Source organism: Variovorax sp. J22G73 (assembly GCF_030317035.1).
Taxonomy (GTDB): domain Bacteria; phylum Pseudomonadota; class Gammaproteobacteria; order Burkholderiales; family Burkholderiaceae_C; genus Variovorax.
The window spans coordinates 116,075-141,976 of the sequence record NZ_JASZYK010000007.1 but is presented as its reverse complement, the minus strand read 5'-3'; the positions used below and the strand labels follow the sequence as shown (position 1 = coordinate 141,976).

Annotated in this window: 23 protein-coding genes; 15 read left to right on the top strand and 8 right to left on the bottom strand. The window is 69.5% G+C overall.

The window, feature by feature from the left end; all coding sequences use genetic code 11:
- Positions 1-13 precede the first annotated feature (13 nt).
- The 11 genes from QTI51_RS24160 (at position 14) to QTI51_RS24110 (ending at position 12,845) form a co-directional block, all read left to right on the top strand.
- On the top strand, positions 14-1,330 hold the full coding sequence (locus QTI51_RS24160) for an EAL and HDOD domain-containing protein (protein WP_116910987.1): 1,317 nt from the start codon (positions 14-16) through the stop codon (positions 1,328-1,330).
- A 102-nt stretch (positions 1,331-1,432) separates the two neighbouring features.
- Complete coding sequence (locus QTI51_RS24155) at positions 1,433-2,299, top strand: CheR family methyltransferase (RefSeq protein ID WP_165840389.1); 867 nt, start codon at positions 1,433-1,435, stop codon at positions 2,297-2,299.
- Positions 2,296-3,009: a chemoreceptor glutamine deamidase CheD gene (gene cheD, locus QTI51_RS24150; RefSeq protein WP_286516383.1), complete on the top strand. Its 714-nt coding sequence runs from the start codon at positions 2,296-2,298 to the stop codon at positions 3,007-3,009. Before QTI51_RS24155 ends, cheD begins: the two co-directional genes overlap by 4 nt.
- Entirely contained in the window at positions 3,006-4,103 is a 1,098-nt protein-coding gene (locus QTI51_RS24145) for a protein-glutamate methylesterase/protein-glutamine glutaminase (RefSeq protein WP_116910988.1), read from the top strand. Before cheD ends, QTI51_RS24145 begins: the two co-directional genes overlap by 4 nt.
- A 31-nt stretch (positions 4,104-4,134) precedes the next feature.
- Complete coding sequence (gene cheY / locus QTI51_RS24140) at positions 4,135-4,530, top strand: chemotaxis response regulator CheY (RefSeq protein WP_172839779.1); 396 nt, start codon at positions 4,135-4,137, stop codon at positions 4,528-4,530.
- Position 4,531: 1 nt separating this feature from the next.
- Entirely contained in the window at positions 4,532-5,173 is a 642-nt protein-coding gene (cheZ, locus tag QTI51_RS24135; RefSeq protein ID WP_116910989.1) for a protein phosphatase CheZ, read from the top strand.
- A gap of 154 nt (positions 5,174-5,327) precedes the next feature.
- Complete coding sequence (gene flhB / locus QTI51_RS24130) at positions 5,328-6,509, top strand: flagellar biosynthesis protein FlhB (protein WP_116910990.1); 1,182 nt, start codon at positions 5,328-5,330, stop codon at positions 6,507-6,509.
- A complete protein-coding gene (gene flhA, locus QTI51_RS24125) occupies positions 6,506-8,605 on the top strand; it encodes a flagellar biosynthesis protein FlhA (protein WP_116910991.1) in 2,100 nt (699 codons plus the stop codon). The genes flhB and flhA overlap by 4 nt, the downstream gene beginning before the upstream one ends.
- Positions 8,602-11,271, top strand: a complete 2,670-nt coding sequence (flhF, locus tag QTI51_RS24120) for a flagellar biosynthesis GTPase FlhF (protein WP_116910992.1) — start codon at positions 8,602-8,604, stop codon at positions 11,269-11,271. The genes flhA and flhF overlap by 4 nt, the downstream gene beginning before the upstream one ends.
- 13 nt (positions 11,272-11,284) lie before the next feature.
- Complete coding sequence (locus QTI51_RS24115) at positions 11,285-12,079, top strand: P-loop NTPase family protein (RefSeq protein WP_116910993.1); 795 nt, start codon at positions 11,285-11,287, stop codon at positions 12,077-12,079.
- Between the two features lie 31 nt (positions 12,080-12,110).
- Positions 12,111-12,845 (top strand): RNA polymerase sigma factor FliA, encoded by a 735-nt coding sequence (locus tag QTI51_RS24110; RefSeq protein ID WP_116910994.1) that lies wholly within the window; start codon positions 12,111-12,113, stop codon positions 12,843-12,845.
- Here QTI51_RS24110 and QTI51_RS24105 read toward each other — a convergent pair.
- Entirely contained in the window at positions 12,829-14,850 is a 2,022-nt protein-coding gene (locus QTI51_RS24105) for a type VI immunity family protein (protein ID WP_116910995.1), read from the bottom strand. The genes QTI51_RS24110 and QTI51_RS24105 overlap by 17 nt on opposite strands.
- 324 nt (positions 14,851-15,174) lie before the next feature.
- Here QTI51_RS24105 and QTI51_RS24100 point away from each other — a divergent pair, with 324 nt between their 5' ends.
- Entirely contained in the window at positions 15,175-17,070 is a 1,896-nt protein-coding gene (locus QTI51_RS24100) for a glycoside hydrolase family 15 protein (RefSeq protein WP_116910997.1), read from the top strand.
- Here the strand turns inward: QTI51_RS24100 and QTI51_RS24095 are convergent.
- Genes QTI51_RS24095 through QTI51_RS24085 form a run of 3 tightly spaced genes read right to left on the bottom strand, consistent with a single transcriptional unit; the run spans position 17,033 to position 18,784 of the window.
- Positions 17,033-17,374 (bottom strand): putative antibiotic biosynthesis monooxygenase, encoded by a 342-nt coding sequence (locus QTI51_RS24095; RefSeq protein ID WP_116911129.1) that lies wholly within the window; start codon positions 17,372-17,374, stop codon positions 17,033-17,035. The genes QTI51_RS24100 and QTI51_RS24095 overlap by 38 nt on opposite strands.
- 44 nt (positions 17,375-17,418) lie before the next feature.
- Positions 17,419-17,976 carry a gluconokinase gene (locus QTI51_RS24090; protein ID WP_116910998.1) on the bottom strand — a complete coding sequence of 186 codons (558 nt, stop codon included), beginning with the start codon at positions 17,974-17,976 and terminating at the stop codon, positions 17,419-17,421.
- Between the two features lie 46 nt (positions 17,977-18,022).
- Positions 18,023-18,784, bottom strand: coding sequence for an SDR family oxidoreductase (locus tag QTI51_RS24085; RefSeq protein ID WP_116910999.1), 762 nt, complete (start codon positions 18,782-18,784; stop codon positions 18,023-18,025).
- A 214-nt stretch (positions 18,785-18,998) separates the two neighbouring features.
- Between QTI51_RS24085 and QTI51_RS24080 the strand changes: the two genes are divergently transcribed.
- Entirely contained in the window at positions 18,999-19,952 is a 954-nt protein-coding gene (locus tag QTI51_RS24080) for a 2-hydroxyacid dehydrogenase (RefSeq protein ID WP_116911000.1), read from the top strand.
- Between the two features lie 65 nt (positions 19,953-20,017).
- Positions 20,018-21,079 (top strand): L-idonate 5-dehydrogenase, encoded by a 1,062-nt coding sequence (locus QTI51_RS24075; RefSeq protein WP_116911001.1) that lies wholly within the window; start codon positions 20,018-20,020, stop codon positions 21,077-21,079.
- Between the two features lie 18 nt (positions 21,080-21,097).
- On the opposite strand, the gene QTI51_RS24070 is transcribed toward QTI51_RS24075, so the two are convergent.
- Both QTI51_RS24070 and QTI51_RS24065 read right to left on the bottom strand, forming a co-directional pair.
- A complete protein-coding gene (locus tag QTI51_RS24070) occupies positions 21,098-22,063 on the bottom strand; it encodes a PLP-dependent cysteine synthase family protein (protein ID WP_116911002.1) in 966 nt (321 codons plus the stop codon).
- A gap of 28 nt (positions 22,064-22,091) precedes the next feature.
- Entirely contained in the window at positions 22,092-22,496 is a 405-nt protein-coding gene (locus tag QTI51_RS24065; protein ID WP_116911003.1) for an MAPEG family protein, read from the bottom strand.
- A 127-nt stretch (positions 22,497-22,623) separates the two neighbouring features.
- Here QTI51_RS24065 and QTI51_RS24060 point away from each other — a divergent pair, with 127 nt between their 5' ends.
- Complete coding sequence (locus QTI51_RS24060; RefSeq protein WP_116911004.1) at positions 22,624-23,655, top strand: GlxA family transcriptional regulator; 1,032 nt, start codon at positions 22,624-22,626, stop codon at positions 23,653-23,655.
- Here the strand turns inward: QTI51_RS24060 and QTI51_RS24055 are convergent.
- Positions 23,652-24,662, bottom strand: a complete 1,011-nt coding sequence (locus tag QTI51_RS24055) for a LacI family DNA-binding transcriptional regulator (protein ID WP_116911005.1) — start codon at positions 24,660-24,662, stop codon at positions 23,652-23,654. The genes QTI51_RS24060 and QTI51_RS24055 overlap by 4 nt on opposite strands.
- Before the next feature lie 258 nt (positions 24,663-24,920).
- The gene (locus QTI51_RS24050) at positions 24,921-25,838 is read right to left on the bottom strand and encodes an alkaline phosphatase D family protein (protein WP_116911006.1); all 918 of its coding nucleotides are present in this window, start codon (positions 25,836-25,838) and stop codon (positions 24,921-24,923) included.
- Between the last annotated feature and the right edge of the window lie 64 nt (positions 25,839-25,902).

Sequence of the window (25,902 nt, the reverse complement as noted above, 5' to 3'; positions counted from 1 at the left end):
CGGAGACTGCTGCATGCGTTTCGATTTCTTCCGCCGCTCCGGTTCGGGCGACGCCAACGACAAGGGCGCGAATGCCGCGCTGGTCTCCAACGAGCCCGGCGCCCATGGCAACGTGGCCTACGAGATGCTGCTGGACGCGCAACGCCGCGTCATCGGCTACCGCATGGCATGGCGCGCACCGGGCGACCAGCCCGGCTCGCGCGCGGCCGCGCCGGCCGCCGGCGTCAAGGCGCTGATGGACACGCTGGCCCTGCACCTCAACCCCGAGAAGTCGGGCTGGCTGCTGGGCTCGCAGGTGCTGTTCGTCGACGTGGCCGTCGACGCGCTGTTCCAGGGCGAGCTGCAGTCGCTGCCCGCGCACAACGTGGTGCTGTGCATGGGGCCCGACGACCTGCTCGACGCGGACATGCGCTCCATCTTGCTGTTCATGCGCGAGCAGGGCTTCGGCTTCATGCTGTGCGGCGCCAAGGCGCTGCCCGAGGACACCGAGCTGCGCGCCATCGTCACGCACTTCGAGGTGGAGGCGAACGACGCGGCCACCGTGTCGCTGCTGCGCCAGGAAATGCTGCTGGGGCACCCGAGCGTGGAGATCATCGCGTCGCGGGTTCGCACCTGGAAAGAGTACGAGGCCTGCATGGCGCGCCGCGTGAACGTGTTCATCGACGGCGCCTTCGGCAACCCGCCGGTGCGCGAGGCCGAAGACGCGCTGCAGCCCGAGTCGCTGCTCATCGTGCAGCTCATGCAGATGATCCAGCGCAACGAAGACGTGCGCACCATCGAGGCCGCGCTCAAGCACGACGCGGCGCTGACGTACCGGCTGCTGCGCTACATCAACTCGCCCTCGGTGGGCGTGGCGGTGGAAATTCATTCGCTGCGCCACGCGGTGACCATGCTGGGCTATTCGCCGCTGTACCGCTGGCTGTCGCTGCTGCTGGCCACCAGCAACAAGGCGGGGTCGCCCTTCATGATGAAGAAGGCCATCCTGCGTGGGCGCTTCGTCGAGCTCATGGGCCAGGGCATGCTGCCGGCCAGCGAGTCGGACAACCTGTTCGTGGCGGGCATGTTCTCGCTGCTCGACCAGCTGCTGGGCGTGTCGATGGAGGGTGTGCTGCGCAAGGTGCAGCTCACCGAGGCCGTGCAGCAGGCCATCCTGTCGCGCGGCGGCCTCTACGGCCCTTTCGTGGCATTGGCCGAGGCCTGCGAGCTGGACAACGGCGAGGCGCCGCGCCTGTCGGAAGCGCTGTTCGTGAGCGCGGCGCAGGTGAACGCGGCGCAGCTCACCGCGCTGGTGTGGTCGCAGGACGCAGGCCCCGCCGCGTCGGGTCCCTGAGCATGGCGCGACGCATGACCACCAGGCAACTTCAATCAGGATTGCAGGCAGAACTGCAAGGTGTTGCCGCGTCTTATCGGCTCATTGGAAACAGGGAGTGCTATGTACATTGAAAGCCACATTTCCAAGGCTGCCGTGAACTCCGAGTTTCTTTTTACCGACAGCGATTTCTCCCGAATCCGCACCCTCATCCATCGCCGTGCGGGCATCGCCCTGGGCGAGCAGAAGCGCCAGATGGTGTACAGCCGGCTGTCGCGCCGCCTGCGCGAACTGCAGGTGCCGGAGTTCTCCACCTACCTCGACTGGCTCGAGCAGCGCCAGGACGGGGAGGAGTGGCAGTTGTTCATCAACTCGCTCACCACCAACCTCACCTCGTTCTTTCGCGAGGCGCATCACTTCCCGACGCTGGCCGACCATGTGCGCAAGGCGCAGCAGCCCGTCACGGTGTGGTGCGCGGCGGCGTCGACCGGGGAAGAGCCTTATTCGCTGGCCATCACGCTGATGGAGGCGCTGGGCGACAAGGCGGCGTCCGCGCGCGTGATCGCCACCGACATCGACACCGCGGTGCTGGGCAAGGCCGCCACCGGCGTGTTCACCACCGAGCAGGTGCGTCGGCTCTCGCCGGACCGGCTGCGGCGCTTCTTCAACAAGGGCACCGGTGCCAACGCGGGCAAGGTGCGCATCCGCCCCGAAGTGGCGGCGCTGGTGAAGTTCTCGCGCCTGAACCTGCTCGACAGCTCGTGGGCGGTGAAGGAGCCGGTGGACGCCATCTTCTGCCGCAACGTGATGATCTATTTCGACAAGCCGACGCAAAAGAAGGTGCTCGACCGCTTCGCGCCGCTGCTCAAGCCGGGCGGCCTGCTGTTCGCCGGGCATTCGGAGAACGCGTCGCTGGTGAACCCGGCGTTCCGCCCGCTCGGGCAGACCGTGTACGAGCTGGCGCGCGCGAAAGCCTCCGGCCTGCCATGACCGCGACGCACGTGGGCGCGCCGGGGGCGGTCGCCAGCCACCACTACTTCGACCGCGACGTCGGGCTCATGGCCGTGAAGCTGCTGCCCTCGGAGTACTACGTGACCTCGAGCGACACCGTGCTGAGCACCGTGCTCGGCTCGTGCGTGGCCGCCTGCCTGCACGACCGCGAAGCGGGCGTGGCGGGCATGAACCATTTCATGCTGCCCGACGACGGCGAGGCCGGCCCGGGCGCGCCCCGGCGCGACGCCACCGAGTCGATGCGCTACGGCGCCTACGCCATGGACGTGCTCATCCGCGAGCTGGTGCGCGTGGGCGCGCGGCGCGAGCGGCTGCAGGCCAAGGTGTTCGGCGGCGGCGCGGTGCTGGCCAACATGACCACGCTGAACATCGGCGACCGCAACGCCGACTTCGTGCTGCGCTACCTGCGCAACGAGCGCATCGAGGTGGCGGCGCAAGACCTGCGCGGCCCGCATGCGCGGCGCGTGTGCTTCCTGCCGTCCACCGGCAAGGCCATCGTGCGCAAGCTGCGCGCGCAGACCGAGGTGCTGGCGGTGCAGAACGAAGAAGGCGAACTGCTGCGCAGGCTGGGTGGCCTGCGCGCGGAAGGCGACCCGCAACGATCGGGCCATGGCTCGGGCACCCTGGCCACCCCGGCCACCTCCGTACCGCGCAAGGTCCCGGTGGCAGCAATCAAAGGAATCCGGTGAGCGTCAACAAGAAAATCAAGGTGCTGTGTGTCGACGATTCGGCACTGATCCGCAGCGTGATGACCGAGATCATCAACAGCCAGGCCGACATGACGGTGGTGGGCACCGCGGCCGACCCGCTGGTGGCGCGCGACCTCATCAAGGTCACCAACCCCGACGTGCTCACGCTCGACGTGGAAATGCCGCGCATGGACGGGCTGGAGTTTCTCGAGAAGCTCATGCGCCTGCGGCCCATGCCGGTGGTGATGGTGTCGTCGCTCACCGAGCGCGGCTCGGAGATCGCGCTGCGCGCGCTGGAGCTGGGCGCGATCGACTTCGTGACCAAGCCGCGCCTGGGCGTGCGCGACGGGCTGCTGAACTACACCGAGCTCATTGCCGGCAAGATCCGCACGGCCGCCGGCGCGCGCCTGCTGCCCAGCCGCCACGCCACCGCCCGCGCAGGGCAGGGCGCCGTGGCCGAGGCGCCGCAGGAGTCGCTGCTGCGCAGCCCGCTGCTGAGCACCGAGAAGCTCATCATCATCGGCGCCTCCACCGGCGGCACCGAGGCCATTCGCGAGGTGCTGCAGCCGCTGCCGCCCGATTCGCCCGCGGTGATGATCGCGCAGCACATGCCGGCCGGCTTCACGCGCTCGTTCGCGCAGCGGCTGGACGGCCTCTCGCGCATCAACGTGAAGGAGGCCGAGCACGGCGAGCGCGTGCTGCCCGGCCATGCCTACATCGCGCCCGGCGGCTTTCACCTGTCGCTGGCGCGCAGCGGCGCCAACTACGTGGCCCACCTCGACCAGGAGCCGCCGGTGAACCGCCACCGCCCGTCCATCGACGTGCTGTTCGACTCGGCGGCCAAGCATGCCGGCAAGAACGCCATCGGCATCATCCTGACCGGCATGGGCAAGGACGGCGCCGAGGGCCTGCTGCGCATGAAGCGCGCCGGTGCCCACACGCTGGCGCAGGACGAGGCCAGCTGCGTGGTCTTCGGCATGCCGCGCGAGGCCATCGCGCTGGGCGCGGTGGACGAGGTTTCCCCATTGAGTGAAGTGAGCCGCCGGGTTCTGGCGCACCTGCGCACGTTCGGTGAACGTGCGAACCGAGTTTGAATAACGACCTGTTGGAGTTGGAAATATCGTGATCGACAAGAGCATCAAAATCCTGGTTGTGGACGACTTCCCGACCATGCGCCGCATCGTGCGCAACCTGCTGAAGGAGCTGGAGTTCCTCAACGTCGACGAGGCCGAGGACGGCGCGGCGGGCATCGAGAAGCTGCGCGGGGGCAACTTCGGCTTCGTGGTGTCCGACTGGAACATGCCGAACATGGACGGCCTGACCATGCTGCAGACCATTCGCGCCGACCCCGAGCTGAAGAAGCTGCCGGTGCTGATGGTGACGGCCGAGGCCAAGAAGGAAAACATCGTGGCGGCCGCGCAGGCGGGCGCCAACGGCTACGTGGTGAAGCCCTTCACCGCCGCCACGCTGGAAGAGAAGATCACCAAGATCTTCGAGAAGCTGGCCAAAGAGGCGGCCTGACATGAGCCAGACCGCCACGGAGGCCGCGGACTCCACCAACACCGCCGAACAACTGCTGGGCCGCATCGGCCAGCTCACGCGCCAGCTGCGCGAGGGCCTGCGCGAACTGGGCCTGGACAAGGAAGTGGCCAAGGCCGCGCAAGCCATTCCCGACGCGCGCGACCGCCTGAGCTACGTGGCCGAGACCACCGAGCGCGCGGCGCACCGCGCGCTCAACGCCATCGACGTGGCCCAGCCGCTGCAGGAAGCGCTGGCCGCCGACGCCAAGGGCCTGAGCCAGCGCTGGGACAAGTGGTTCGAGAACCCCATCGAGCTCGACCATGCGCGCGAGCTGGTGCTGGACACGCGCGGCTACCTCAACGAGGTGCCCCAGCGCGCCAGCGCCATCAACTCGCAGCTGATGGAAATCCTGATGGCGCAGGACTTCCAGGACCTGACGGGCCAGGTCATCAAGAAGATGATGGAAGTGGTCAACGACGTGGAGACGCAGCTGCTGCAGGTGCTGATCGACAACTCCCCGCCCGAGAAGCGCACCGAGGCCGCCCACAGCCTGCAGAACGGCCCCCAGGTCAAGCCTGGCAACCCCGACGCGGTGACCGACCAGGCGCAGGTCGACGACCTGCTGGAGAGCCTGGGCTTCTGAGCCCCCGCGCGCCCCGGCCTGCCTCGGCCGCGGCGCGCTGATTGTGCGAAGAGCAGGGCGATCAGGGCCCTGATCGACAGATTGTTCCGGACGACCGAATTCAATAATTTGGTTCTAGGCAAGGCGTAGTCCGCCACTGCCGTCCGGAGCATGAATGTCTGAGGAAAGCGATCTCGAAAAAACGGAACCCGCCTCCGAGCGGCGCCTGGAAAAGGCGCGCGAGGAAGGCAACGTTGCCCGTTCACGCGAACTCACCACGTTCGTGATGCTGGCGACCGCCAGCGCGGGCCTGTGGCTCGCCGGCGACTCGCTCAGCAGGAGCATGGACGGCGCGCTGCGCCGGGCCCTGCAGTTCGACCGCGCCAGCGCCTTCGACCCGCAGCACATGCTGGCCCAGACCGGCCTCATGGGCATGCAGGCGCTGATGGCCGTGGGCCCCTGGTTCGGCATGATGGTGGTGGCCGCCGTGGTGGCGCCGCTGATGCTGGGCGGCTGGATGTTCTCCACCAAGGCCATCGCGTTCAACGCCGGCAAGCTCAACCCGCTGGCCGGCATCGGCCGCATGTTCTCGGCGCAGTCGCTGGCCGAGCTGGTGAAGGCGCTGGCCAAGTCGGCGCTCATCGGCTGGGTGGCGTGGTGGGTGGTGTCGCGCGACATCGAGGCGCTGATGGCGCTCATGGCCCAGCCGCCGCACTACGCGCTGCCGCACGCCATGGTGCTGGTGGCCAAGCACTGCGCGCTCATTGCCGCCACGCTGTTCCTGGTGGCGCTCATCGACGTGCCCTTCCAGCTCTGGAGCTACTACCGCAAGCTGCGCATGTCGCGCGAAGACCTGCGCCAGGAGCACAAGGAAAGCGAAGGCGATCCGCACATCAAGGCGCAGATCCGCCGCCAGCAGCAGGCCATGGCGCGCCGCCGCATGATGGCCGAGGTGCCCAAGGCCGACATCGTGCTGACCAACCCCACGCACTACGCGGTGGCCCTGCAGTACCTGGACAGCGACATGCGCGCGCCGCGCGTGGTCGCCAAGGGCACCGAGCTGGTGGCCGCGCGCATCCGCGAGCTGGCCAAGGAGCACAACGTGCCCATCCTCGAGGCGCCGCCGCTGGCGCGCTCGCTCTACAAGCACACCAAGCTGGGCCAGGAGATTCCGGCCGGGCTGTACACGGCCGTGGCCGAGGTGCTGGCCTGGGTCTACCAGCTCAAGCGCTGGAAGAGCGACGGCGGTGACCAGCCGCGCACGCCGAGCGACCTGCAGGTGCCCGCCGACCTGCAGTACGCAGACACCCCTGATACCCCTGACACACCGAACCCCGTGGAAGCCCAAGCCGCATGAACGCGATGACCAATTTCCTGCGCCTGCCGCCGAACCTGTTCGGTGGCACGCAGTTCAAGGGGCTGGCAGGGCCGGTGCTCATCATCCTCATCCTGAGCATGATGGTGCTGCCGCTGCCGCCCTTCCTGCTCGACCTGCTGTTCACCTTCAACATCGCGGTCTCCGTGATGGTGCTGCTGGTGAGCATGTACACCATGAAGGCGCTCGACTTCGCGGCCTTCCCGGCGGTGCTGCTGTTCTCCACGCTGCTGCGCCTGTCGCTGAACGTGGCCTCCACCCGCGTGGTGCTCATGCACGGCCACACCGGCCCGGACGCCGCGGGCAAGGTGATCGAGGCCTTCGGCCACTTCCTGGTGGGCGGCAACTTCGCCGTGGGCGTGATGGTGTTCATCATCCTGGTGCTCATCAACTTCATGGTGATCACCAAGGGCGCGGGCCGCATCGCCGAGGTGGGCGCGCGCTTCATGCTCGACGCCATGCCCGGCAAGCAGATGGCCATCGACGCCGACCTGAACGCCGGCCTCATCGGCGAGGAAGTGGCCCGCAAGCGCCGCCAGGAAGTGGCGCAGGAAGCCGACTTCTACGGCTCCATGGACGGTGCCAGCAAGTTCGTGCGCGGCGACGCCATCGCGGGCCTGCTGATCATGGTCATCAACATCATCGGCGGGCTGGTGGTGGGCATGCTGCAGCACGGGCTCGACTTCTCCACGGCCGGCAAGACCTACACGCTGCTGGCCATCGGCGACGGCCTGGTGGCGCAGATTCCGGCGCTGGTGATCTCCACCGCGGCCGGCGTGATCGTCTCGCGCGTGACCACCGACGAGGACGTCGGCAGCCAGCTCACGGGCCAGCTCTTTTCCAACCCGCAGGTGCTGTTCCTCACGGCCGGCATCGTGGGGCTGCTGGGCATGATCCCGGGCATGCCGAACCTGGCCTTCCTGCTGATCGCGGGCGGCCTGGTGTGGCTGGGCCGCCGCCTGATCCTGCGCAAGCCGAAGGAAGCCGCGCAGCAGGCCGCCGCCGCCGCGCAGGCCGCCAGCGTGTCGCCCGCCGCCGAGATGGCCGAGGCCACCTGGGACGACGTGGCCATGGTCGACCCGCTGGGCATGCAGGTGGGCTACCGCCTCATTCCGCTGGTGGACCAGTCGCAGCAGGGCGAGCTGCTGGGGCGCATCAAGAGCATCCGCAAGAAGATCGCGCAGGAGGTGGGCTTCCTGGTGCCGGTGGTGCACATCCGAGACAACCTCGAGATCAACCCCAACACGTACATCATCAGCCTGAAGGACGTGGAAATCGGCCGCGGCGAGGCCTACCCGAACCAGTGGATGGCCATCAACCCCGGCCAGGTGACGGGCTCGCTGCCCGGCACGCCCACGCGCGACCCGGCCTTCGGCCTGGCGGCGGTGTGGATCGACGCCAGCCTGCGCCAGCAGGCGCAGGTGTACGGCTACACGGTGGTCGATGCCTGCACGGTGATGGCCACGCACCTGAACCACCTCATACAGACGCACGCCGCCGAGCTGCTCGGCCGCCAGGAAGTGCAGCAGCTGCTCGACCAGATCGCCAAGACCGCGCCCAAGCTCACCGAAGACCTGGTGCCCAAGGTGCTGTCGCTCAGCACGCTGCACAAGGTGCTGCAGAACCTGCTCGACGAAGAGGTGCCGATCCGCGACATGCGCACCATCCTGGACGTGATGGCCGAGCACGCGCCGACCATCAAGGACCCGACCGAGCTCACCACGCTCACCCGCCTGGCCCTGGGCCGCGCCATCACGCAACAGCTGTTCCCGGGCGAGACCGAGATGCAGGTCATCGGCCTGGACGGCTCGCTCGACAGCGTGCTGCAGCAGGCGCTCACCAGCAGCAGCGGCATCGAGCCCGGCATTGCCGACAACCTGCTGCGCCAGGCGCAGGCCGCCATCGTTCGACAGGAGCAGCTGGGCCTGGCGCCCGTGCTGGTCGTGCAGCACGCGTTGCGCGTGCTGCTGTCCCGTTTCCTGCGGCGCAGCCTGCCGCAGCTCAAGGTGCTTTCGCATGCGGAGATTCCTGACTCCCGCACCATCAAGATCACTGCCGCCATTGGAGGACGCGTTTGAATTCCCAGCAGACCGACGTGCGCACCACCGCACGCAAATTCGTCGCGGCCACCAGCCGCGAAGCCCTGAGACTGGTGCGCGAGGCGCTCGGCGCCGATGCCATCGTGCTCAGCCACCGCGTGGCGCCGGAAGGCGTCGAGATCGTCGCCATGGTGGAAGGCGACATGCAGCAGGTGGTGGGTGATGCCGCGCCTGTGAAGCCGGCCCAGCCGGCGGCGCCGGTGGCCTATATGGCGTCCGTGGCCGCGCCGGTCGTGCCCGTGGCGTCGATGACGCCGGTGGCCTCGGTGGCACCGGCCGCGATGCGCGCCGTGCCGTTGACGCCCATTGCCGTCGCGCCCGTCGCGGTCGCGCCTGTTGCCGTGGCACCAGCAACCCCTGTGGCGCAGGTGACGCATGTGGCGCACATGGCCCCGGTCGCCGCCGCCGCACCGGTCGTGCAGGCCGCACCCGCCGCCATGCCCGCACCCGTGGCCCACACGCCGCCCGCAGCCACGCTCGCTCCCGCATCCGACACCGTGCTCAACGAGCTGCACTCCATGCGCGGCATGATCGAAGAGCAGCTCGCCAGCGTGGTGTGGAACGACAAGCAGCGCCGCGACCCCGTGCGCGGGCGCCTGCTGCGCACGCTGCTCGGCGCCGGCTTCAGCGCCAAGCTGTCCAAGGCCATGCTCGAGAAGCTGCCCACCGGCCAGACCTACGCCGAAGGCATGGCCTACGTGCGCTCGGAGCTGATCCGCGCCGTGCCCGTGCACGAAGACGAAGACGCGCTGTTCGCGCAGGGCGGCGTGTACGCGCTGATGGGCCCCACCGGCGTCGGCAAGACCACCACCACCGCCAAGCTGGCCGCGCGCTGCGTGATGCGCTTCGGCGCCGACAAGCTCGCGCTGGTCACCACCGACAGCTACCGGATCGGCGCGTACGAGCAACTGCGCATCTACGGCCAGATCCTGAACGTGCCGGTGTACGCCGTGAAGGACGCGGCCGACCTGCACCTGGTGCTGCAGGACCTGCGCGACAAGCACATGGTGCTCATCGACACCGTGGGCATGAGCCAGCGCGACCGCGCCGTGCCCGAGCAGATCGCCATGCTGGGCCAGAGCCCGCGCCCGGTGAAGCGCCTGCTGCTGCTGAACGCCACCAGCCACGGCGACACGCTCAACGAGGTGGTGCACGCCTACCGCCACGGCAACGAGCTGACCGGCTGCATCTTCACCAAGGTCGACGAAGCCACGCACCCGGGCGCGCTGATCGACACCGTGATCCGCCACCGCCTGCCGGTGCACTACATCTCGAGCGGCCAGAAGGTGCCCGAGAACCTGATGCAGGCCGACCGCGCGCAGCTGGTGGACAGCGTGTTCCAGCCGCGCCAGCACAACCCGCTGTTCGTGCCGGCCGAGAGCGACCTGCAGGAAGAGGGCGCCGGCGCCAACAGCGCCGCGGCCTCCGCGCAGGTGGTGCAGGCCCAGGGCGAGACCGACCGGCTGCGCCTGAAGTACCAGAACCTCATCCGCGCCATGGCGCACGACGCGCAGGAGCTGGCCACCGCCGCCAGCGCGCTGGCCGGCGCGCAGATCGGCTTCGAGCGCGCGCGGGGCCTGTGGCGCCAGGCCGGTGACGAGCAGGTCGGACAGAAGACCCTGCTGCAAGACCTGGCCGTGCATGCGCGCAGCGAAGTGGCCGCGGGCTGCGAGCAGCATGTGCTCGCGCTGTCGGGCCAGATCGGCCTGCGCTCCAACGAGGGCGGCGACGCCTACGAATGCCATGGCAGCCTGCTGCTGTCGGACCGCACGGGCCTGCCGCTCGCGGCGCCCAACCAGTGGCTGGCCACCGCCGCCACCCGCGGCATGAAAGACCCGGCGCGCAAGCCCGGCGCGCGCCAGGCGCCCTGGCTGCGCCAGCAGGACTTCGGCGCCAAGCCGGTGGTGCATGTGCTCACGCGCCTGCCCGGCATCGAGGCGATGGTGCAGTGGCAGGCCACGGGCCAGCGCTGGCTGGCGCGCGCGCCGGGCTCCACCGCCGTGATCGATACGCGCACCGGCGCGCCCGACACGCTGGCGCGCATGGACTTCGAGTTCGGCGAGACCCGGCCCGTGCGTTTTCGCGGCAAGGCCGCGCTGCAATGCGAGGCGCACGTGGACGTGGTGCTGCGCTTCAACACCGCCGCCGCGGCGGCCGGCGTGGCACGCGAGGCCATGCCCGCGCTGCGCTGCGTGGCCGTGCGCACGCTCGATGCGCGCACCGGCAATGTGCTGTCGCTGTCGTTCGCGCTGTCGAACGTGGGCACCGACGTGCCGGCGCGCCAGCTGACGCAATGGCAAGGCTGGGCCAACGAGGCCGAGCCCTGCTTCCGCCTGCTGCGCGACGGCGTGCAGCTGGCCGGCGGCATCGGCGAGCTGGGCGACCCCGACAACATGAAGCGCCTGCTGATCGCCGGCCAGGTCACCACCACCGTGTGGCGCCTGCTGCACGCCGAGGGCGAGTGGGCCGACCGCACGCGCGCGCTGCTGGGCCAGCTCACGGCGCGCCCGGTGCGCAACGGCCGGCTCATGAGCGGCAGCGCGCTGTATGCGGGCGTGGGCAAGCTCTTCTTGCTGCTGGAGGCGCTGGGCACCGAATCGACCGCGCCCACGCAGGCGCCGCGCGCCATGGAGCAACTGGGCTGATGAGGAGGACGGAATGAGCAAGCTGGTTGCCGACCAGGCCGACGGACTGCGGCGCCTGCTGGCGCCGAAGCCCACGCGCGTGGTCGCCGTGGCGGGCATGGGGCAGGGCGCCGGCGGCACCACCGCCGCCATGAACCTGGGCGTGGCCCTGGTGCAGCAGGGCAAGCATGTGCTGCTGCTGGACGAACACTGCCCGAAGGAAGGCTCGGCCTGCGAGGTCTGGGCCATCGACCCGCTGGGCAGCCTGGCCGACGTGGCCAGCCACCGCCTCACGCTGGACGGCGCCGAGGTGCGGGCCGACTGCGGCGTGCACGTGCTGCCCGCGCCGCCCGGCGTGGCGCCCGAAGACACCGACCCGCGCGCGCTGTGGCCCGACGGCGTGGTCATCGTGGACGCGGCCTTCGACAGCGAGGGGCGGCTGTCGCCGCTGGCGCGCGCCGCGGACGACCTGCTGCTGGTGCTCAAGCCGCACCCGGCGTCGATCACCTCGGCCTACGCGGGCATCAAGAACCTGCACTACGCGCACGGGCTGAAGCAGCTGCGCTTCCTGATCAACGGCGTGGTCGACACCGAGGCCGCGCAGCAGATCATGAACAACCTGGCCAATGCCGGCAGCCGCTATCTGGCGCTGTCGCTGCAGCCGGCCGGCATGGTGCGCTTCGACGCGCGCATCCCCGACGCCTGGCGGCTGAAGCAGACCATTGCCGAGGCCTTTCCCGCGAGCGCGGCGGCCGTGGACTTCCGCCGGCTGGCCGACGACATGGGCCGCTGGCCCTGGCGCGCGGCCATGCCGCTCCAGGCCGCCTGAGCCGCCGACCCCCCAACGGAAAAGGACGGCCGTGTACACCGCACAGGGAACCATCGAGAAATCGCACCTGCTGGCGCAGCATCAACCGCTGGTGCGCCGCATCGCGCTGCAGATGATGGCCAAGCTGCCCGCCAGCGTGGAGCTGGACGACCTCATCCAGGCCGGCATGCTGGGCCTGCTGGACGCCTCCAGCCGCTACCAGGACAACCGCGGCGCGCAGTTCGAGACCTTCGTCAGCCAGCGCATCCGCGGCGCCATGCTCGACGAGCTGCGCGCCAACGACTGGGGCTCGCGCGGCCTGCGCCAGTCGTCGCGCGGCGTCGAGAAGGCCATTCACGCGCTGGGCCACCGGCTCGGGCGCGCCCCCACCGAAGGCGAGATCGCCAAGGAACTGAAGATGGACCTGGAGGCGTACCAGTCGCTGCTCCAGGAGATCCAGGGCTGTCAGCTGCTGTACGTGGAAGACTTCACCAAGGACGATGCCGACAACCCGTTCCTGGACGCGCATTCGCAGGAGTCGCGCAAGGACCGGCGCAGCGGCAACGACCCGCTGGAGCAGCTGCTGGAAAGCGGCTTCAGGCACCAGCTGGTCGATGCGATCTCGGCGCTGCCAGAGCGCGACCAGCTGCTGCTGAACCTGTACTACGAGGAAGAGCTGAACCTGCGCGAAATTGGCGCCGTGCTCGAGGTGAGCCAGTCGCGCGTGTGCCAGCTGCACAGCCAGGCGATCAGCCGGCTGCGCGCCAAGCTCAAGGACGTGCTGTAGCGCGGCTGGCGTCCAGCCCGCGCGGCCATTGGCTCGCCGTGTCGAAGCGCTGCAGCCAGAGCGCGGATGACGCCGGCGTGAAGATGTCGTCGCTCGCGGCGTTCGGCGGATAGCTGGTCATCCACAGCCTGTCGAGCCGCACGGGTATCAAGGCCTCGGCCAGCGCGCGCAGGTGGCGGGGCACGCCTTCTTCCACCGGGTAGAGCGCCGGTGCATCGCCCGCCTCGATCCACAGGCCGCCGCCGTCCATGCAGGGCTGCAGTCGCATGCCGGGCACCTTCTGCAGCCGGCGCTGCAGTGCCTCCGTGCCGCCCAGCCGCGCGGCGAAATCACCGCACACCAGCACGCCGAAACCCGGCGTGCGCATGCCGCATTCCAGGCTCATGCCGTCGGGCCGGCTGGAGCGCATGAAGAAGGGCTTGTCCACATCGAGCCCGAGAAAGCGCCGCGCCAGCGCGAACTCGGCCGTGTGCTGCAGCGGGTAGCGCTCCAGCACCGGCGGGCGGCCGATGCCCAGGCCCATGTAGGCCTGCTCGGCCTGCAGCCGCTGCAGCGCGCCCAGCCACCACGCACGCACCTCGTTGTGGTGCGTGGCCCAGAAGTCCAGCGGAAAGTGAAGCGCCAGGCAGTCCAGCCCCGCGGCGGCCCGCGGCATGCGCGCGCGCCGGAATTGCGCCACGGCCTGGAACTCGAAGCGCGACGAGCTCTCCTTCGTCGGCGCGTCGAAGCCCTGCAGCGAGACGATGTCGTCGGCGTGCTTGAGGTACTGCGCTTCGATGTCTTCCTGCGCGTGGCCCTTGCGCGCGACCGCGCCGCTGCGAAAGCCCATGTAGCGGGTGAGCGCGTGGCCGGTGAGCTGCTGGAACTCGTCGTGCAACTGCGGCAGCAGCGTGGCCAGCCGGCCGACGTCGGCCTTCGAGCGAAGATGGAAGAAGGCCGAGGCGGACATGGCCAGCCGCCAGGTGGCTGGCGTCTGGAACAGCCCGGCCGCGTGCTGCGGCGCCACCGTGGCGGTCGCGTTGGCATCGGTGCGCAGGGCGGTGATCCAGGCGTCGAGTTCCAAGGGCGATAAAGGCGACAAAGGTGACAACGGCGCTTGCCCTTGCAACTCCGGCGCGTACAGCAGGTGGAAGCGGTCGCGTCCGAACAGGTCGATGTGGTTCTGGCTCTGGTTCAAGCCCAGCGAATCGGCCGTGAGCTTGAGCTCCACCGCATGCGCCACCCTGGACGCATGGCTGGGGTGCGAGGCGGGCGGCACCGTCGGCACCACCAAGTCCGGCGACAGGCTGCCCTTGGGCTTGCGCCAGTGACAGTCGCCCTTGCGCGCGGGCCGCGGCGACGGGCTGCCGATGTAGGGCATGCCGCTGGCCGCGAAGGCCAGCTCCGACTTGAACGGCGCGTTCCACCAGCCGGCCTGGTAGTCGCAGGCGTCCAGCAGCGTGGCGAAGCTGCGGTGCGCGTCCTGGCGCACCTTGGGCTTGTCGTCGCCGCCGGCATGCAGCACCGATTCCTCGCCGGGCTGCGGCTCGTAGCGGCGCGAGTCGGCGCGCACCGGAAAGGCCAGAGCCAGGGTCGCCAGCGCGTGAAACAGCGGCAGGAAGGGCAGCGGGCGGCCAAAGGTGTCCGGTGGGTTGGCTTCGTCTCCCGTGGCCGGTTCATCAGGTGCATCGGCCACGTAGCGGCCCAGGCTGTCGAGCACGCGCACCAGCACGTCGAGCGCGCCGCGCAGGCCGGCCTCTTGCCACTTCAGGTCCGGGTAGAGGAGCAGGCTGCGCTCCAGGTCTTGCTCGAGCAGCACGGCGATCGGCTGCGTGGGCGCTGCGTCCGCGCACAGCAGCTTGCCCAGGCGGTACATCAGCACACCCATCGGGCGGCGCAAGCCGGCGATGCCGTCGGGGCCCAGTGCTTGGAGGACGGCCAGCGCGTCCTCGATGTGGTCGAGGCTGGACTCGCTGGATGTCTCTAGAGAAATCGCTGATGAAGAGGTCGGGTGTGCATGCGCCATCTATGAATTCCGGCTTAGGGGAAAAAAGGTCGGCGCAGTCTGCGAGGCGGTGGGTGCTCGCTCTGCAAACAATGGTGAACAAGTCTTTGCTGCCTGAAAAATCAGCGGCAGACCGCGAACAAATCCGCAGGGCGCTGCGATCAGGCTTTGTCCGGCAAGGCTTCGGGCCGCTCTCCGTCGCGCGGCAGGACCAAGAAGCACGACCCTTCACACTTGCCAAAGACCGCCACCTCCACCCCCAAGTCCGCCGCCAGCGCGCCTGTGTCTGCCAGGCCGACGTCCAAGTCGACGGCGAAGCCGTCTCCCAAACCGCCTTCCAGGCTGGTGTCCAGGTCGCGCAAGCTGCACGCGCATCGCCCCATCGGCGACTACGCGCTCATCGGCTCCACCCACAGCGCCGCGCTCGTGCACCTCGGCGGCGACATCGAATGGCTGTGCCTGCCGCGCTTCGATTCCGCCGCCATGTTCGCCAGCCTGCTGGGCGACCAGCGCAACGGCCACTGGACCCTGCGCGCGAAGAACCCGAGGGCGCGCGTCACGCGGCGCTACCTGCCGGGCACGGTGGTGCTCGAAACCACCATCCACACCGCCAATGGCACCGCCACCGTCACCGACTTCATGCCGCGCCCCGGCCCCGGCGGCACGCACGAGGTGGTGCGCATCGTGCAGGGCGTGCGCGGCACGGTCGCCATGCACACCGAGCTGCGCATCCGCTTCAACTACGGCGAGTGGTGCCCGTGGGTGGAGCGGCGCGACGGCGCGGTGTACGCCACGGCCGGGCCGGACGCGGTGCGCATCAACTCGGGCGTGCCGCTGGTCAACGAGAACTTCGCGAGCTTTGCCGACTTCAGCGTGTCGGCGGGCCAGTCGATCGCGTTCTGCCTCGAATGGTTTCCCTCGCACCAGACGCCGCCCGTCACGCGCGACGCCAGCGCGCTGCTGGCGCGCACCGTGGCCGAGTGGAGCGAGTGGACCGGGCGCAGCGGCTACCAGGGCGAGTTCCGCGAGCCGGTGATGCGCTCGCTGCTCACGCTCAAGGCGCTCACCTACGAGCCCACCGGCGGCATCGTCGCCGCGCCGAGCACCTCGCTGCCCGAGCTGCCGGGCGGCGAGCGCAACTGGGACTACCGCTTCTGCTGGCTGCGCGACGCCGCGCTCACGCTCTATGCGCTGCTGGCCTCGGGCTACGTGGAAGAGGCCAGCGCCTGGCGCTGGTGGCTGATGCGCGCGGTCGGCGGCTCACCCGAAGAGCTGCAGGTGATGTACGGCCTGCACGGCGAACGCTCGCTCACCGAACTGGAACTCGGCTGGCTGCCGGGCTACGAGGGCAGCCGGCCGGTGCGCATCGGCAACGGCGCGCACGGGCAGCGCCAGCTCGACGTGTACGGCTCGGTCATCGCGGCCTTTCATGCGGGGCGCAAGGCCGGCCTGTCGGAGATGGACAAGGTGTGGCCGCTGGAGCGCGCCATCGCCAAGCAATTGATGGTGCTGTGGAAGGAGCCCGACTGCAGCCTGTGGGAGGTGCGCGGCGAGCCGCGCCACTTCGTGCACTCCAAGATGATGTGCTGGCTGGCCTTCGACCGCATGATCGCCAGCGCCACCGAGTTCGGGCTGGAAGGCCCCATCGACCAGTGGCGCGCGGTGCGCGACGAGATCCACGCCGAGGTGTGCGCGCGCGGCTACGACGCCGCTAGCAATTCCTTCGTGCAGTACTACGGCGCCGACACGGTGGACGCGGCCCTGCTGTGGATGCCGCTGATCGGCTTTCTGCCGATTCACGACCCGCGCGTGCAGGGCACCATCGCGCGCATCGAGAAGGAGCTGATCTTCAACGGCCTCGTGTACCGCTACCGCACCGAGAAGGGCGTGGACGGGCTTGAGGGGGGCGAGGGCGCCTTCCTGGCCTGCAGCTTCTGGCTGTCGAACGTGTACGTGGCCATGGGCAAGCTGCGCAAGGCGCGCGCGCTGTTCAAGCGGCTGCTGGCGCTGGGCAACGACCTGGGGCTGTTCGCGGAGGAATACGACCCGGTCGGCAAGCGGCAGCTGGGCAATTTTCCGCAGGCGTTTTCGCACATCGGGCTGGTGAACAGCGCGCACGCGCTGGAGTCCGCGGCGGGGGGCGTGTGGGAGCTGGCGGACCTGGATGGCAAGGCCTCCGAAAAGAAGCCGGTGAAGCCTATGCCTAAGCCTGAGCCGCGAGCGCGAACTCCTCGGCGCTGAACACCGTGTGGAAGACGGTGCCGTCGAACATCTCGAAGAGCTTCTTCGACACCTCGCGGCTCTCGTAGCGCACGGGCGAGTCGAGCGCGGTGGCAATGTCCTCGCGGCTCGCATAGCGAATCGACAGCACCATCGCCAGCTCGGGGTCGCTCACGTCGCTTTCGAACTGGCGCAGCACGCGCACTTCGAGCGCGCCCGGAAAGCGCGTCCACAGCGGCACCAGCTTGTCGTGCACATGGCGCTCGAAGGCCTCATGCATGCCGGCCTTGACCTGGCCCTTGAAGAACGCGCAGCGGATGAACATGGGTGTGTCTTTCGTGTTGGAAATCTTCATGCGGGAACCTGCGGTCATGCCGAAACTTTGGTCGCGGGGTCGCTTGCCGTGCGTTGCAGCAGCTGCGCGCCCACCTCCGCCACGATCCGCGCGACCGGCGTGTCGATGCGGGCATGCAGCACGTCGGCTTCGCTCGCGTCGGGTGCTTCCAGGGTTTGCAGCTGGCTTTCGAGCAGCGCGGGCGGCATGTAGTGGCCGCTGCGTTGCGTCATGCGCTGGCGGATGAGCGCGGGCGGGCCGTCGAGAAACACGAACTGCAGGCACCGCGGGTCGGGCGACGCGGCGCGCAGCCGGTCGCGGTAGGCGCGCCGCAGCGCCGAGCAGGCCACCACCACACCATGCGGCGCGGCTGTGGCGTCGACCAGGCAGGCGCCGATGCGGTCCAGCCAGGGCCAGCGGTCCGCATCCGCCAGCGGCTGGCCGGCGCGCATGCGCGCCACGGCCTCGGGCGTGTGCAGGTCGTCGCCGTCGATCCAGGGCACGCCCAGCAGCTGCGCCAGGCCGGCGGCCACGCTGCTCTTGCCGGTGCCCGACACGCCCATGACCACCACGCTCAGGCGCGGTCGTGGCATTGCGACAGGTCCATGGCGGTGGCGGTGGTGGTTGTGGTGGTGGCGGTCAGAGGCTCGCCGTGATGCCGCCGTCCACGTACAGGATGTGCCCGTTCACGAAGCTGGAGGCGTCCGAGGCCAGGAAGATGGCCGCGCCGCCCAGCTCTTCCACGTCGCCCCAGCGCCCGGCCGGCGTGCGGCCCGACAGCCAGCCCGTGAAGGCCTCGTCGGCCACAAGTGCCTGCGTGAGCTCGGTCTTGAAGTAGCCCGGGCCCAGGCCGTTGACCTGGATGCCGTACTTGCCCAGGTCGATCGCCATGCCTTTGGTGAGCATCTTCACCGCGCCCTTGGTGGCGGCGTAGGGCGCGATGCCCGGGCGGCCCAGCTCGCTCTGCACCGAGCACACATTGATGATCTTGCCGCGCTTGCGCTCGATCATGCGTTGCGCCACGAAGCGCCCGACCAGGAACACGCTGTCGATGTTGGTGGTGGTGATCTTGTGCCACGCGTCGATGGGGAACTCGGCGAACGGCCCGCGGTGTTGCATGCCGGCGTTGTTCACCAGGATGTCGATGGCGCCCACGCCGGACTCGATGGCGGCCACGCCGGCTTCCACCGCGGCGGCGTCGGTCACGTCGAAGGCCGCGGCCTCGACCGCGATGCCCTTGGCGCGCAGCGCGTCGCGCGCGGCGTTCAGCGAGGCGGTGTCGCGTGCGTTGAGCACCACGCGGGCGCCCGCGTTGCCCAGCGCCTCGGCCAGCGCGAAGCCGATGCCCTTGCTGGAGCCGGTGACGAGGGCGGTGCGCCCGGAAAGATCGAACAGTTTCAAGGCGGAAGCTCCTGGGCGAAGGTTGGCGCGGCGTGACGCTGGTGACGCTGCTGGATGGAAACGTCAGCGGGTGGCGGCGTAAGTTACCGGTATCTTTGTGTGGCGTCAACCGGTGAAACCTGTGATGGCGTTCTTGTCGACGCTCAGTTAAAGTTACCGGTATCTTTTGGGCCCGGTGCCCATTTCCCGTTTTGCTTCCCCAGGAGACACCCGCTTGACCGCCAATGCCAACGCCCCGCACGTGCTCATGACCGGCACCTACCCGGAATGGGACATGACGCCGATGCAGTCCGCCTACACGCTGCACCGGCTCTGGGAGGCGTCCGACCGCGCCGCCTTCATCGCCGAGCACGCCGGCAGCATCCGCGCCATTGCCACGCGCGGCGAGCTGGGCGCCAGCGCCGAGCTGATCGCGGCGCTGCCGAAGCTGGAGCTCGTCGCCTGCTACGGCGTGGGCACCGACGCCATCGACCTGGCTGCCTGCCGCGCGCGCGGCATTCGCGTGAGCAACACGCCCGACGTGCTCAACGGCGACGTGGCCGACCTGGCCGTGGGCCTCACGCTGGCGCTGCAGCGGCGCATTCCGGCGGGCGATGCCTTCGTGCGCAGCGGCGCCTGGGCCGAGGGCGGCGTGCCGCTGGCCACGCGCGTGTTCGGCCAGCGCGTGGGCATCGCGGGCTTCGGGCGCATCGGCGGCACCATCGCGCGGCGGCTCTCGGGCTTCGACGTGGAGCTGGGCTACTTCAGCCGCAGCCCCAAGGCAGACAGCCCGCACCGCCACTTCGTCAGCCTGGAGGCCATGGCCGACTGGTGCGACGTGCTCATCGTCATCCTGCCGGGCGGCGACGCCACGCGCGGCATCGTCGGCGCGCAGGTGCTGAAGGCGCTGGGCCCCAGGGGCTGGCTGGTGAACGTGTCGCGCGGCACCACCGTCGACGAAGGCGCGCTGCTGCAGGCGCTGGAGCAGAGGAGCATCGCCGGCGCGGCGCTCGACGTGTTCCTGAACGAGCCGCGCATCGACTCGCGCTTTGTCGCGCTCGACAACGTGGTGCTCACCCCGCACCAGGGCAGCGGCACCGAGCAGACGCGGCGTGCCATGGGCGAGCTGGTGCGCCGCAACCTGGAGGCCCACTTCGCGGGGCAGCCGCTGGTCACGCCCGTGGCCTGAGCCGAACACGAACTTGAATCCGAACCCGAACCCGAACCCGAACCCGAACTGAAAGAAGAAACATCATGCGTTTGCGTTGCATGTGCCTCGTGATCCACGCGCCCGACGACCTGCGCCTGGACGAACAGGACGCCGGCGAGATCGGTCCCGGCCAGGTGCTGGTGAAGGTCGGCATGGGCGGCATCTGCGGCTCCGACCTGCACTACTTTCACAACGGCGGCTTCGGCACCGTGCGCATCAAGGAGCCGATGGTGCTGGGCCACGAGGTGGCCGGCACCGTGGTGGCGGTGGCGCCGGGCGTGCAGAACGTGCGCATCGGCGACAAGGTGGCCATCAACCCCAGCCGCCCGTGCGGTGCCTGCAAGTTCTGCCTCGAAGGCCTGCCCAACCAGTGCCTGGACATGCGCTTCTACGGCAGCGCCATGCGCACGCCGCACGTGCAGGGCGCGTTTCGCAACATGCTGCTGTGCGAGGCCACGCAATGCGTGAAGGTGGCCGAGCACGTGCCGCTGCGCCTGGCCGCGCTGGCCGAGCCGTTTTCGGTGGGCCTGCACGGCGTGTCGCGCGCCGGCCCGCTGCTGGGCAAGCGCGTGCTGGTGTCGGGCTGCGGGCCCATCGGCGTGCTGGCCATTGCGGCGGCGCGCGCACATGGCGCCGCCGAGATCACCGCCACCGACGTGGTCGACGAGCCGCTGGCCATTGCGCGCGCCATGGGCGCCGACCAGGTCATCAACGTCGCGAAAGACAAGGCGTGGGTGTCGCGCTACTCGCCCGACAAGGGCACCTTCGACGTGATGCTCGAATGCTCCGGCAACGAGCGCGCGCTGCGCGACGGGCTGGAGGTGATGCGCCCGCGCGGCGTGGTCGTGCAGCTGGGCCTGGGCGGCGACGTGAGCATTCCGCAGAACATGGTGGTGGCCAAGGAGCTCAGCATCTGCGGCTCGTTCCGCTTCCATGCGGAGTTCGCGCTGGCGGTCAAGCTCATCAACGAGGGGCGCGTCGATTTGTCGCCGGTGGTGACGCACACCTTCCCGATGCTGCAGGCACGCGCCGCCTTCGAGCTGGCGAGCGACCGGCAGAAGGCGATGAAGGTGCTGATCGATTTCGCGGACCCGGTGGCGGCCTGACGGCCCGGCGGTCCAAGTTCATTGATCCAGGTTCTGCGAGAACGCCTTCAGGTACTTCATGCCGGTGTCGCACATGATCGTCACGACCGTGGCATCGGGCCCGAGGCGCTCGGCCAGCCGCAGGGCGGCCGTCACGTTCGCGCCGGTCGAGGTGCCGCAGAACAGGCCTTCCTCCGCCGCCAGGCGAAAGGCCATGGCCTTCGCCTCGTCGGTGGACACGCGCTCGATGTCGTCGGCGATGCGGTCGTGCCACAGCGGCACCACGTAGCCCGCGCCCACGCCGTCGATCTTGTGCGCGCCCGAGGGCTCGCCCGACAGCACCGCCGACTCGGCCGGCTCCACCGCCACCACGCGAATGCGCGCGTCGCGCTCGCGCAGCGTCTGCGAAATGCCGCGCAGCGAAGCGGCCGTGCCTACGCTCTGCACGAAGCCGTCGATGCGCCCGCCCGTCTGCTCCCATATTTCGCCGGCCATGCGCGTGTAGGCGTGCAGCTGGTCGGGGTTTTCCATCTGCGCGGTGATGTAGGCGCCCGTGCGCTGCGCGATGCGATGCGCCTCGCTGATCATGTCGCGGGTCAGCCGCTCGGTCTGCTTGCCGTTGTCGCTGGGCACCAGCGTCAGCTGCGCGCCCAGCAGGCGCATGTGGTCGAGCTTTTCCTTCGAGAAGGCGTCGGAGGACACGAGGTGCAACGGATGCTTCAGCACCGCGCACACCAGCGCCAGCGACACGCCGGTGCTGCCGCCCGTGTACTCGACGACCGCGCCGCCCGGCTGCAGCCGCCCGTCGGCGCGCGGCGCCTCGATCATGGCGAGCGCGATGCGGTCCTTCATGCTGCCGGTCGGGTTGCGGCTTTCCAGCTTCAGCAAGACGCGCGCGCCGTTGGCGGGAACGACATGGCGCAGCGCGAGCAGCGGCGTGTCGCCGATGGTGTCGAGCACGCTGCCCTGGATGGCGTTGTCGATGGTTCGTGCAACTTGGTTCATGGGTGTTCTCCGTTGAATTGAAATCGGGCTAGACACGCGCAAGCAGCACCCACGCGAACACCAGCGTGGCCGCCGAGCCGCACAGGAAGGCCAGGGTGCGCACGCCCGGAATGCCCGCGGCGTAGACCACGTAGTGCACCAGCCGCGCCCCCAGGTAGAGCTGGGCCGCGAACACGGTGGCCGGGCTGCCGGCACCCACGGCGTGGGCCACCAGCACCAGCGGCGCGAACACCGCCAGGTTCTCGATGGCATTGGCATGGGCCTGGCGCGCGCGTTGCGCCCAGGCCGGCAGCGGCGGGTTCGACGCAGCGGGGTTGGCCAGCGTGCGGCCCAGGCCCTGGCCCAGCACGCGCGCGACCACGTAGGGCACCCACATCAGCGCCGTTGCGAGCACCACCAGGGTGAGGAAGAAGAGTTCGGGTGTGAGTGTCATGAGGGGCCTGGTTCCGTCGGCGGATCGATTGAAAGCCTGCAAGCAGGATGGCTTGTGCGCCGCAGTGTAGGCAGCGCATCCGTCGCAGGCTATAGTCGTAAATGACATTAATAAAGGTGTTTGCGACATGAAGATTTGCGTGCTCGCGCTGGACGACGTGTTCGACACCGGGCTGACCGCGGTGCTCGACATCCTCTCCACGGCCAACGAGCTGGCCGCCGCGCAGGGCTTTGCCGCGGCGCCGTTCGAGGTCGAGCTGGTCGGCATGCGCCGGCGCATCCGCACCGCGCAGGGCTTCTCGGTGGCGGTGCAGCCCGCCGCGGCGGTGCAGCGGCCCGACTGGGTGTTCGTGCCCGCGATGAACGCCAGGCAGCCCGACTCGCTGGCCGCCGCGCTGGACCGCCCCGACGCGCGCGAGGCCCGCCGGCACCTGCGTACGTGGCACGCCAAGGGCGTGGGCATCGCGGCCGCGTGCATCGGCACCTTCCTGCTCGCGGAGGCCGGCCTGCTCGACCACGGGGAGGCCACCACCACGTGGTCGCTGGCGCCGTTTTTTCGCCAGCGCTATCCGCAGGTGCGGCTCGAGGAATCGCGCATGATCGCCGCCTCGCGGCGCGTGGTGACGGCCGGGGCCGCCATGGGCCACCTCGACCTGGCGCTGTGGCTGGTGCGCCAGGCCAGCCCCGAGCTGGCCGCGCTCGTCGCGCGGTTCCTGCTGATCGACCGGCGTTCGTCGCAGGCGCAGTACATCATTCCCGACCACCTGGCCCATGCCGACCCGCTGATCGCGCGCTTCGAGCGATGGGCCCGCGACAACCTGAGCCGCGGCTTCTCGCTGCAGGAAGCGACGGGCGCGCTGGCCGTCGGCACGCGCACCTTGCAGCGCCGCACGGAGGCCGTGCTGGGCAAGTCGCCGCTCGCGTTCGTGCAGGACCTGCGGGTGGAGCGCGCGCAGCAGCTGGTGGCGCTGGGCCGCGACCTGGACAGCATCGCGACCGAGGTCGGCTATGCCGATTCGGCGACGCTGCGCACCCTGCTGCGCCGCCGCCTGGGGCGCGGCGTGCGCGAGTTGCGCGCGGAGCGGCTGGGGCAGGCGCGCGTGCCCGCCTCAGCCCGGGCGCCTTTATCGAAGGGTGGGACGGGTGGGACGGGTGTCTAGGAGCTCTCGCGCTGCTCGATGTGGAACGGGATCAGCACCGTTTCCGCCGGCGGCCGATGCCCTTCGCGCGTGCCGTCGATCACCCGCAGCAACAGCTCGCCCGCGGCCTTGCCGATGCCCACGCAATCGACCGCCACGGTAGTGATGCGCGGATGGCAGGCGCGCGCCACTTCGAAGTCGCCGAAGCCCGCGATCGCGATGCGGCCCGGCACGCTCCAGCCCTGGCGCTGGCATTCCATCAGCGCGCCGAAGGCCGACAGGTCGGACACGCAGAGCACCGCGTCCACGTCGGGCCATTGGCGAACCAGTTGCGCCACCGCCTCGCCGCCTTGCGCCATCGAGATCGGCGGCTGGCCGAAGCTGATGACGCGCCCGTCGGGCAGGCCGAGCTCGCGAATGGCCTGCGCATAGCCGCGCTGGCGGTCCGCGCCGCGCGTGTCGCGGTTCGAGGTGCCGCCGATGTACGCGATGCGCCGGTAGCCCTTGCCGTGCAGGTGCCGCACCATCGCCGCGGCCGCTTCCGCGTTGGAGAAGCCGACCGTGTGCTCGACGGGCGTGGCCGGCAGGTCCCATGTCTCGACCACGGGCACGCCGGCGGCCTGCAGCATGGCGCGGGCGGCGGGCGTGTGCGCGCCGCCGGTGAGGATCACGCCTTCGGGCCGGCGCGCGAGCATGGCGCGCAGCAGGCGCTCTTCGGTTTCCACGCGGTAGTCGGTGTAGCCCAGCAGCACCTGCAGGCCGCGCGCTTCCAGCGCGGCGGTGATGCCCTGCGCGGTCTCGGAGAAGTTGGAGTTGTTCAGCGACGGGATCAGCACCGCGATGAAGCCCGAGCGCTTGCTGGAGAAGGTGCGCGCCGTCTGGTCGATGACGTAGCCCATCTCCTCGCAGGCCTGCAGGATGCGCTGGCGCAGCGCCTCGGAGGTGACGCGGTCGCTGCTGGCGCCGCGGTTGAGCGCGCGCGACACCGTCATCTTCGACACGCCCACGCGCGCGGCCACGTCGGCCATGGTCGCCGGGCGGCTGAGGGGGGCGGGGGCTTTGGTCGAGGGCAAAGGGGCTGTCCTTGGGGGTCTTGGTGCAACGCACTGCCTGGCAGGTACCGATACCGTGTACGCGGCACCTGCAATGCAGCGGAGGATACCTTGGACAGCCGCACGTGCAAGAGCGAAGAACACCCCGCGGCAGGCGTTCGACGTGCCTGGGTTACCGATATCTGAATGCGCCCCCGGCAGGGCGGGGGCGCAAGGGACGCAGGGCAGCCCCGGCTACCTGATTTCCTGGTGCTCGAACGTGGCGTTGTCGATCACGTTGTGGTGCTCGAGCCCGTGGATGTCGTAGAGCTTGATGTCCGTGCGCTCGGGCGTGTAGTCGAGGATGCCGAAGTTCTCGCGCTTGCCCACCAGCTTGTACTTGGTGACGAAGGCGCCGGAGGAGATCACCTCGAACATCTTGGTGGCGCCCGCGGGCGGCAGGAAGGCGTTCTCGTGGATGTCGCCCGACAGGAAGACGATATTGCGCATGTAGATGAGCTGGCGCAGCCGGGCGTAGTCGTCGCGGTAGCGCATCCATCCATTGCCGGTGGCGCGGATCGGCATGCCGGCGCACAGCAGCACCAGGCCTTGCTCCTGCTGCAGTTCGTGTTCGAGAAACTTGAACTGCGCTTCGCCGAGCAGGCGCTTGTCGTCGCCCGGCTCCTCGCTGTACCACCGCGTGTCCAGGAAGATGGCCCGCCCGATCCGCTCGCCCGCATGGCTCAACGGAATGGAGTAGTAGATGCCTTCGACGGGCGGGTCGATCTGCATGAAGCTTGCGAACAGCTCGCGCGAAATGCCCTTCTTCGTGGCGCTCACCTGTGAGCCGCTGGCGTTGTTCCAGGCGAAATCGTGGTCGTCCCAGGTGCCGTACACGCCGCCCTGCGGGCCCTGGCGATCGCGCATGGCCGCGAACAACTCCTTGAAGCCCGGCGTGTTCCATTGCGCCGTGTACTTGTCGGTCATGGACTGGCGGAAGTACGCGTCCGACCACTGCTTGGGTTCTTCCAGGTGCGGAAAGAAGTCCATGTAGATCTGGTCGCCGAGCAGGAACAGGTAGTCGGGCTGCTCCTGCGCGATGCGGTTCCACACGCGCTGGTCGCCGCCGGGCCCGGCTTCGAAGTTCATGCAGGAGGTGAAGGCGATCTTCATGGGGCGTGTCTTTCTCCGGTGGGGTGGCCGGGTGGGCCGGATGATATTCAGCCTGCGCGTGCTG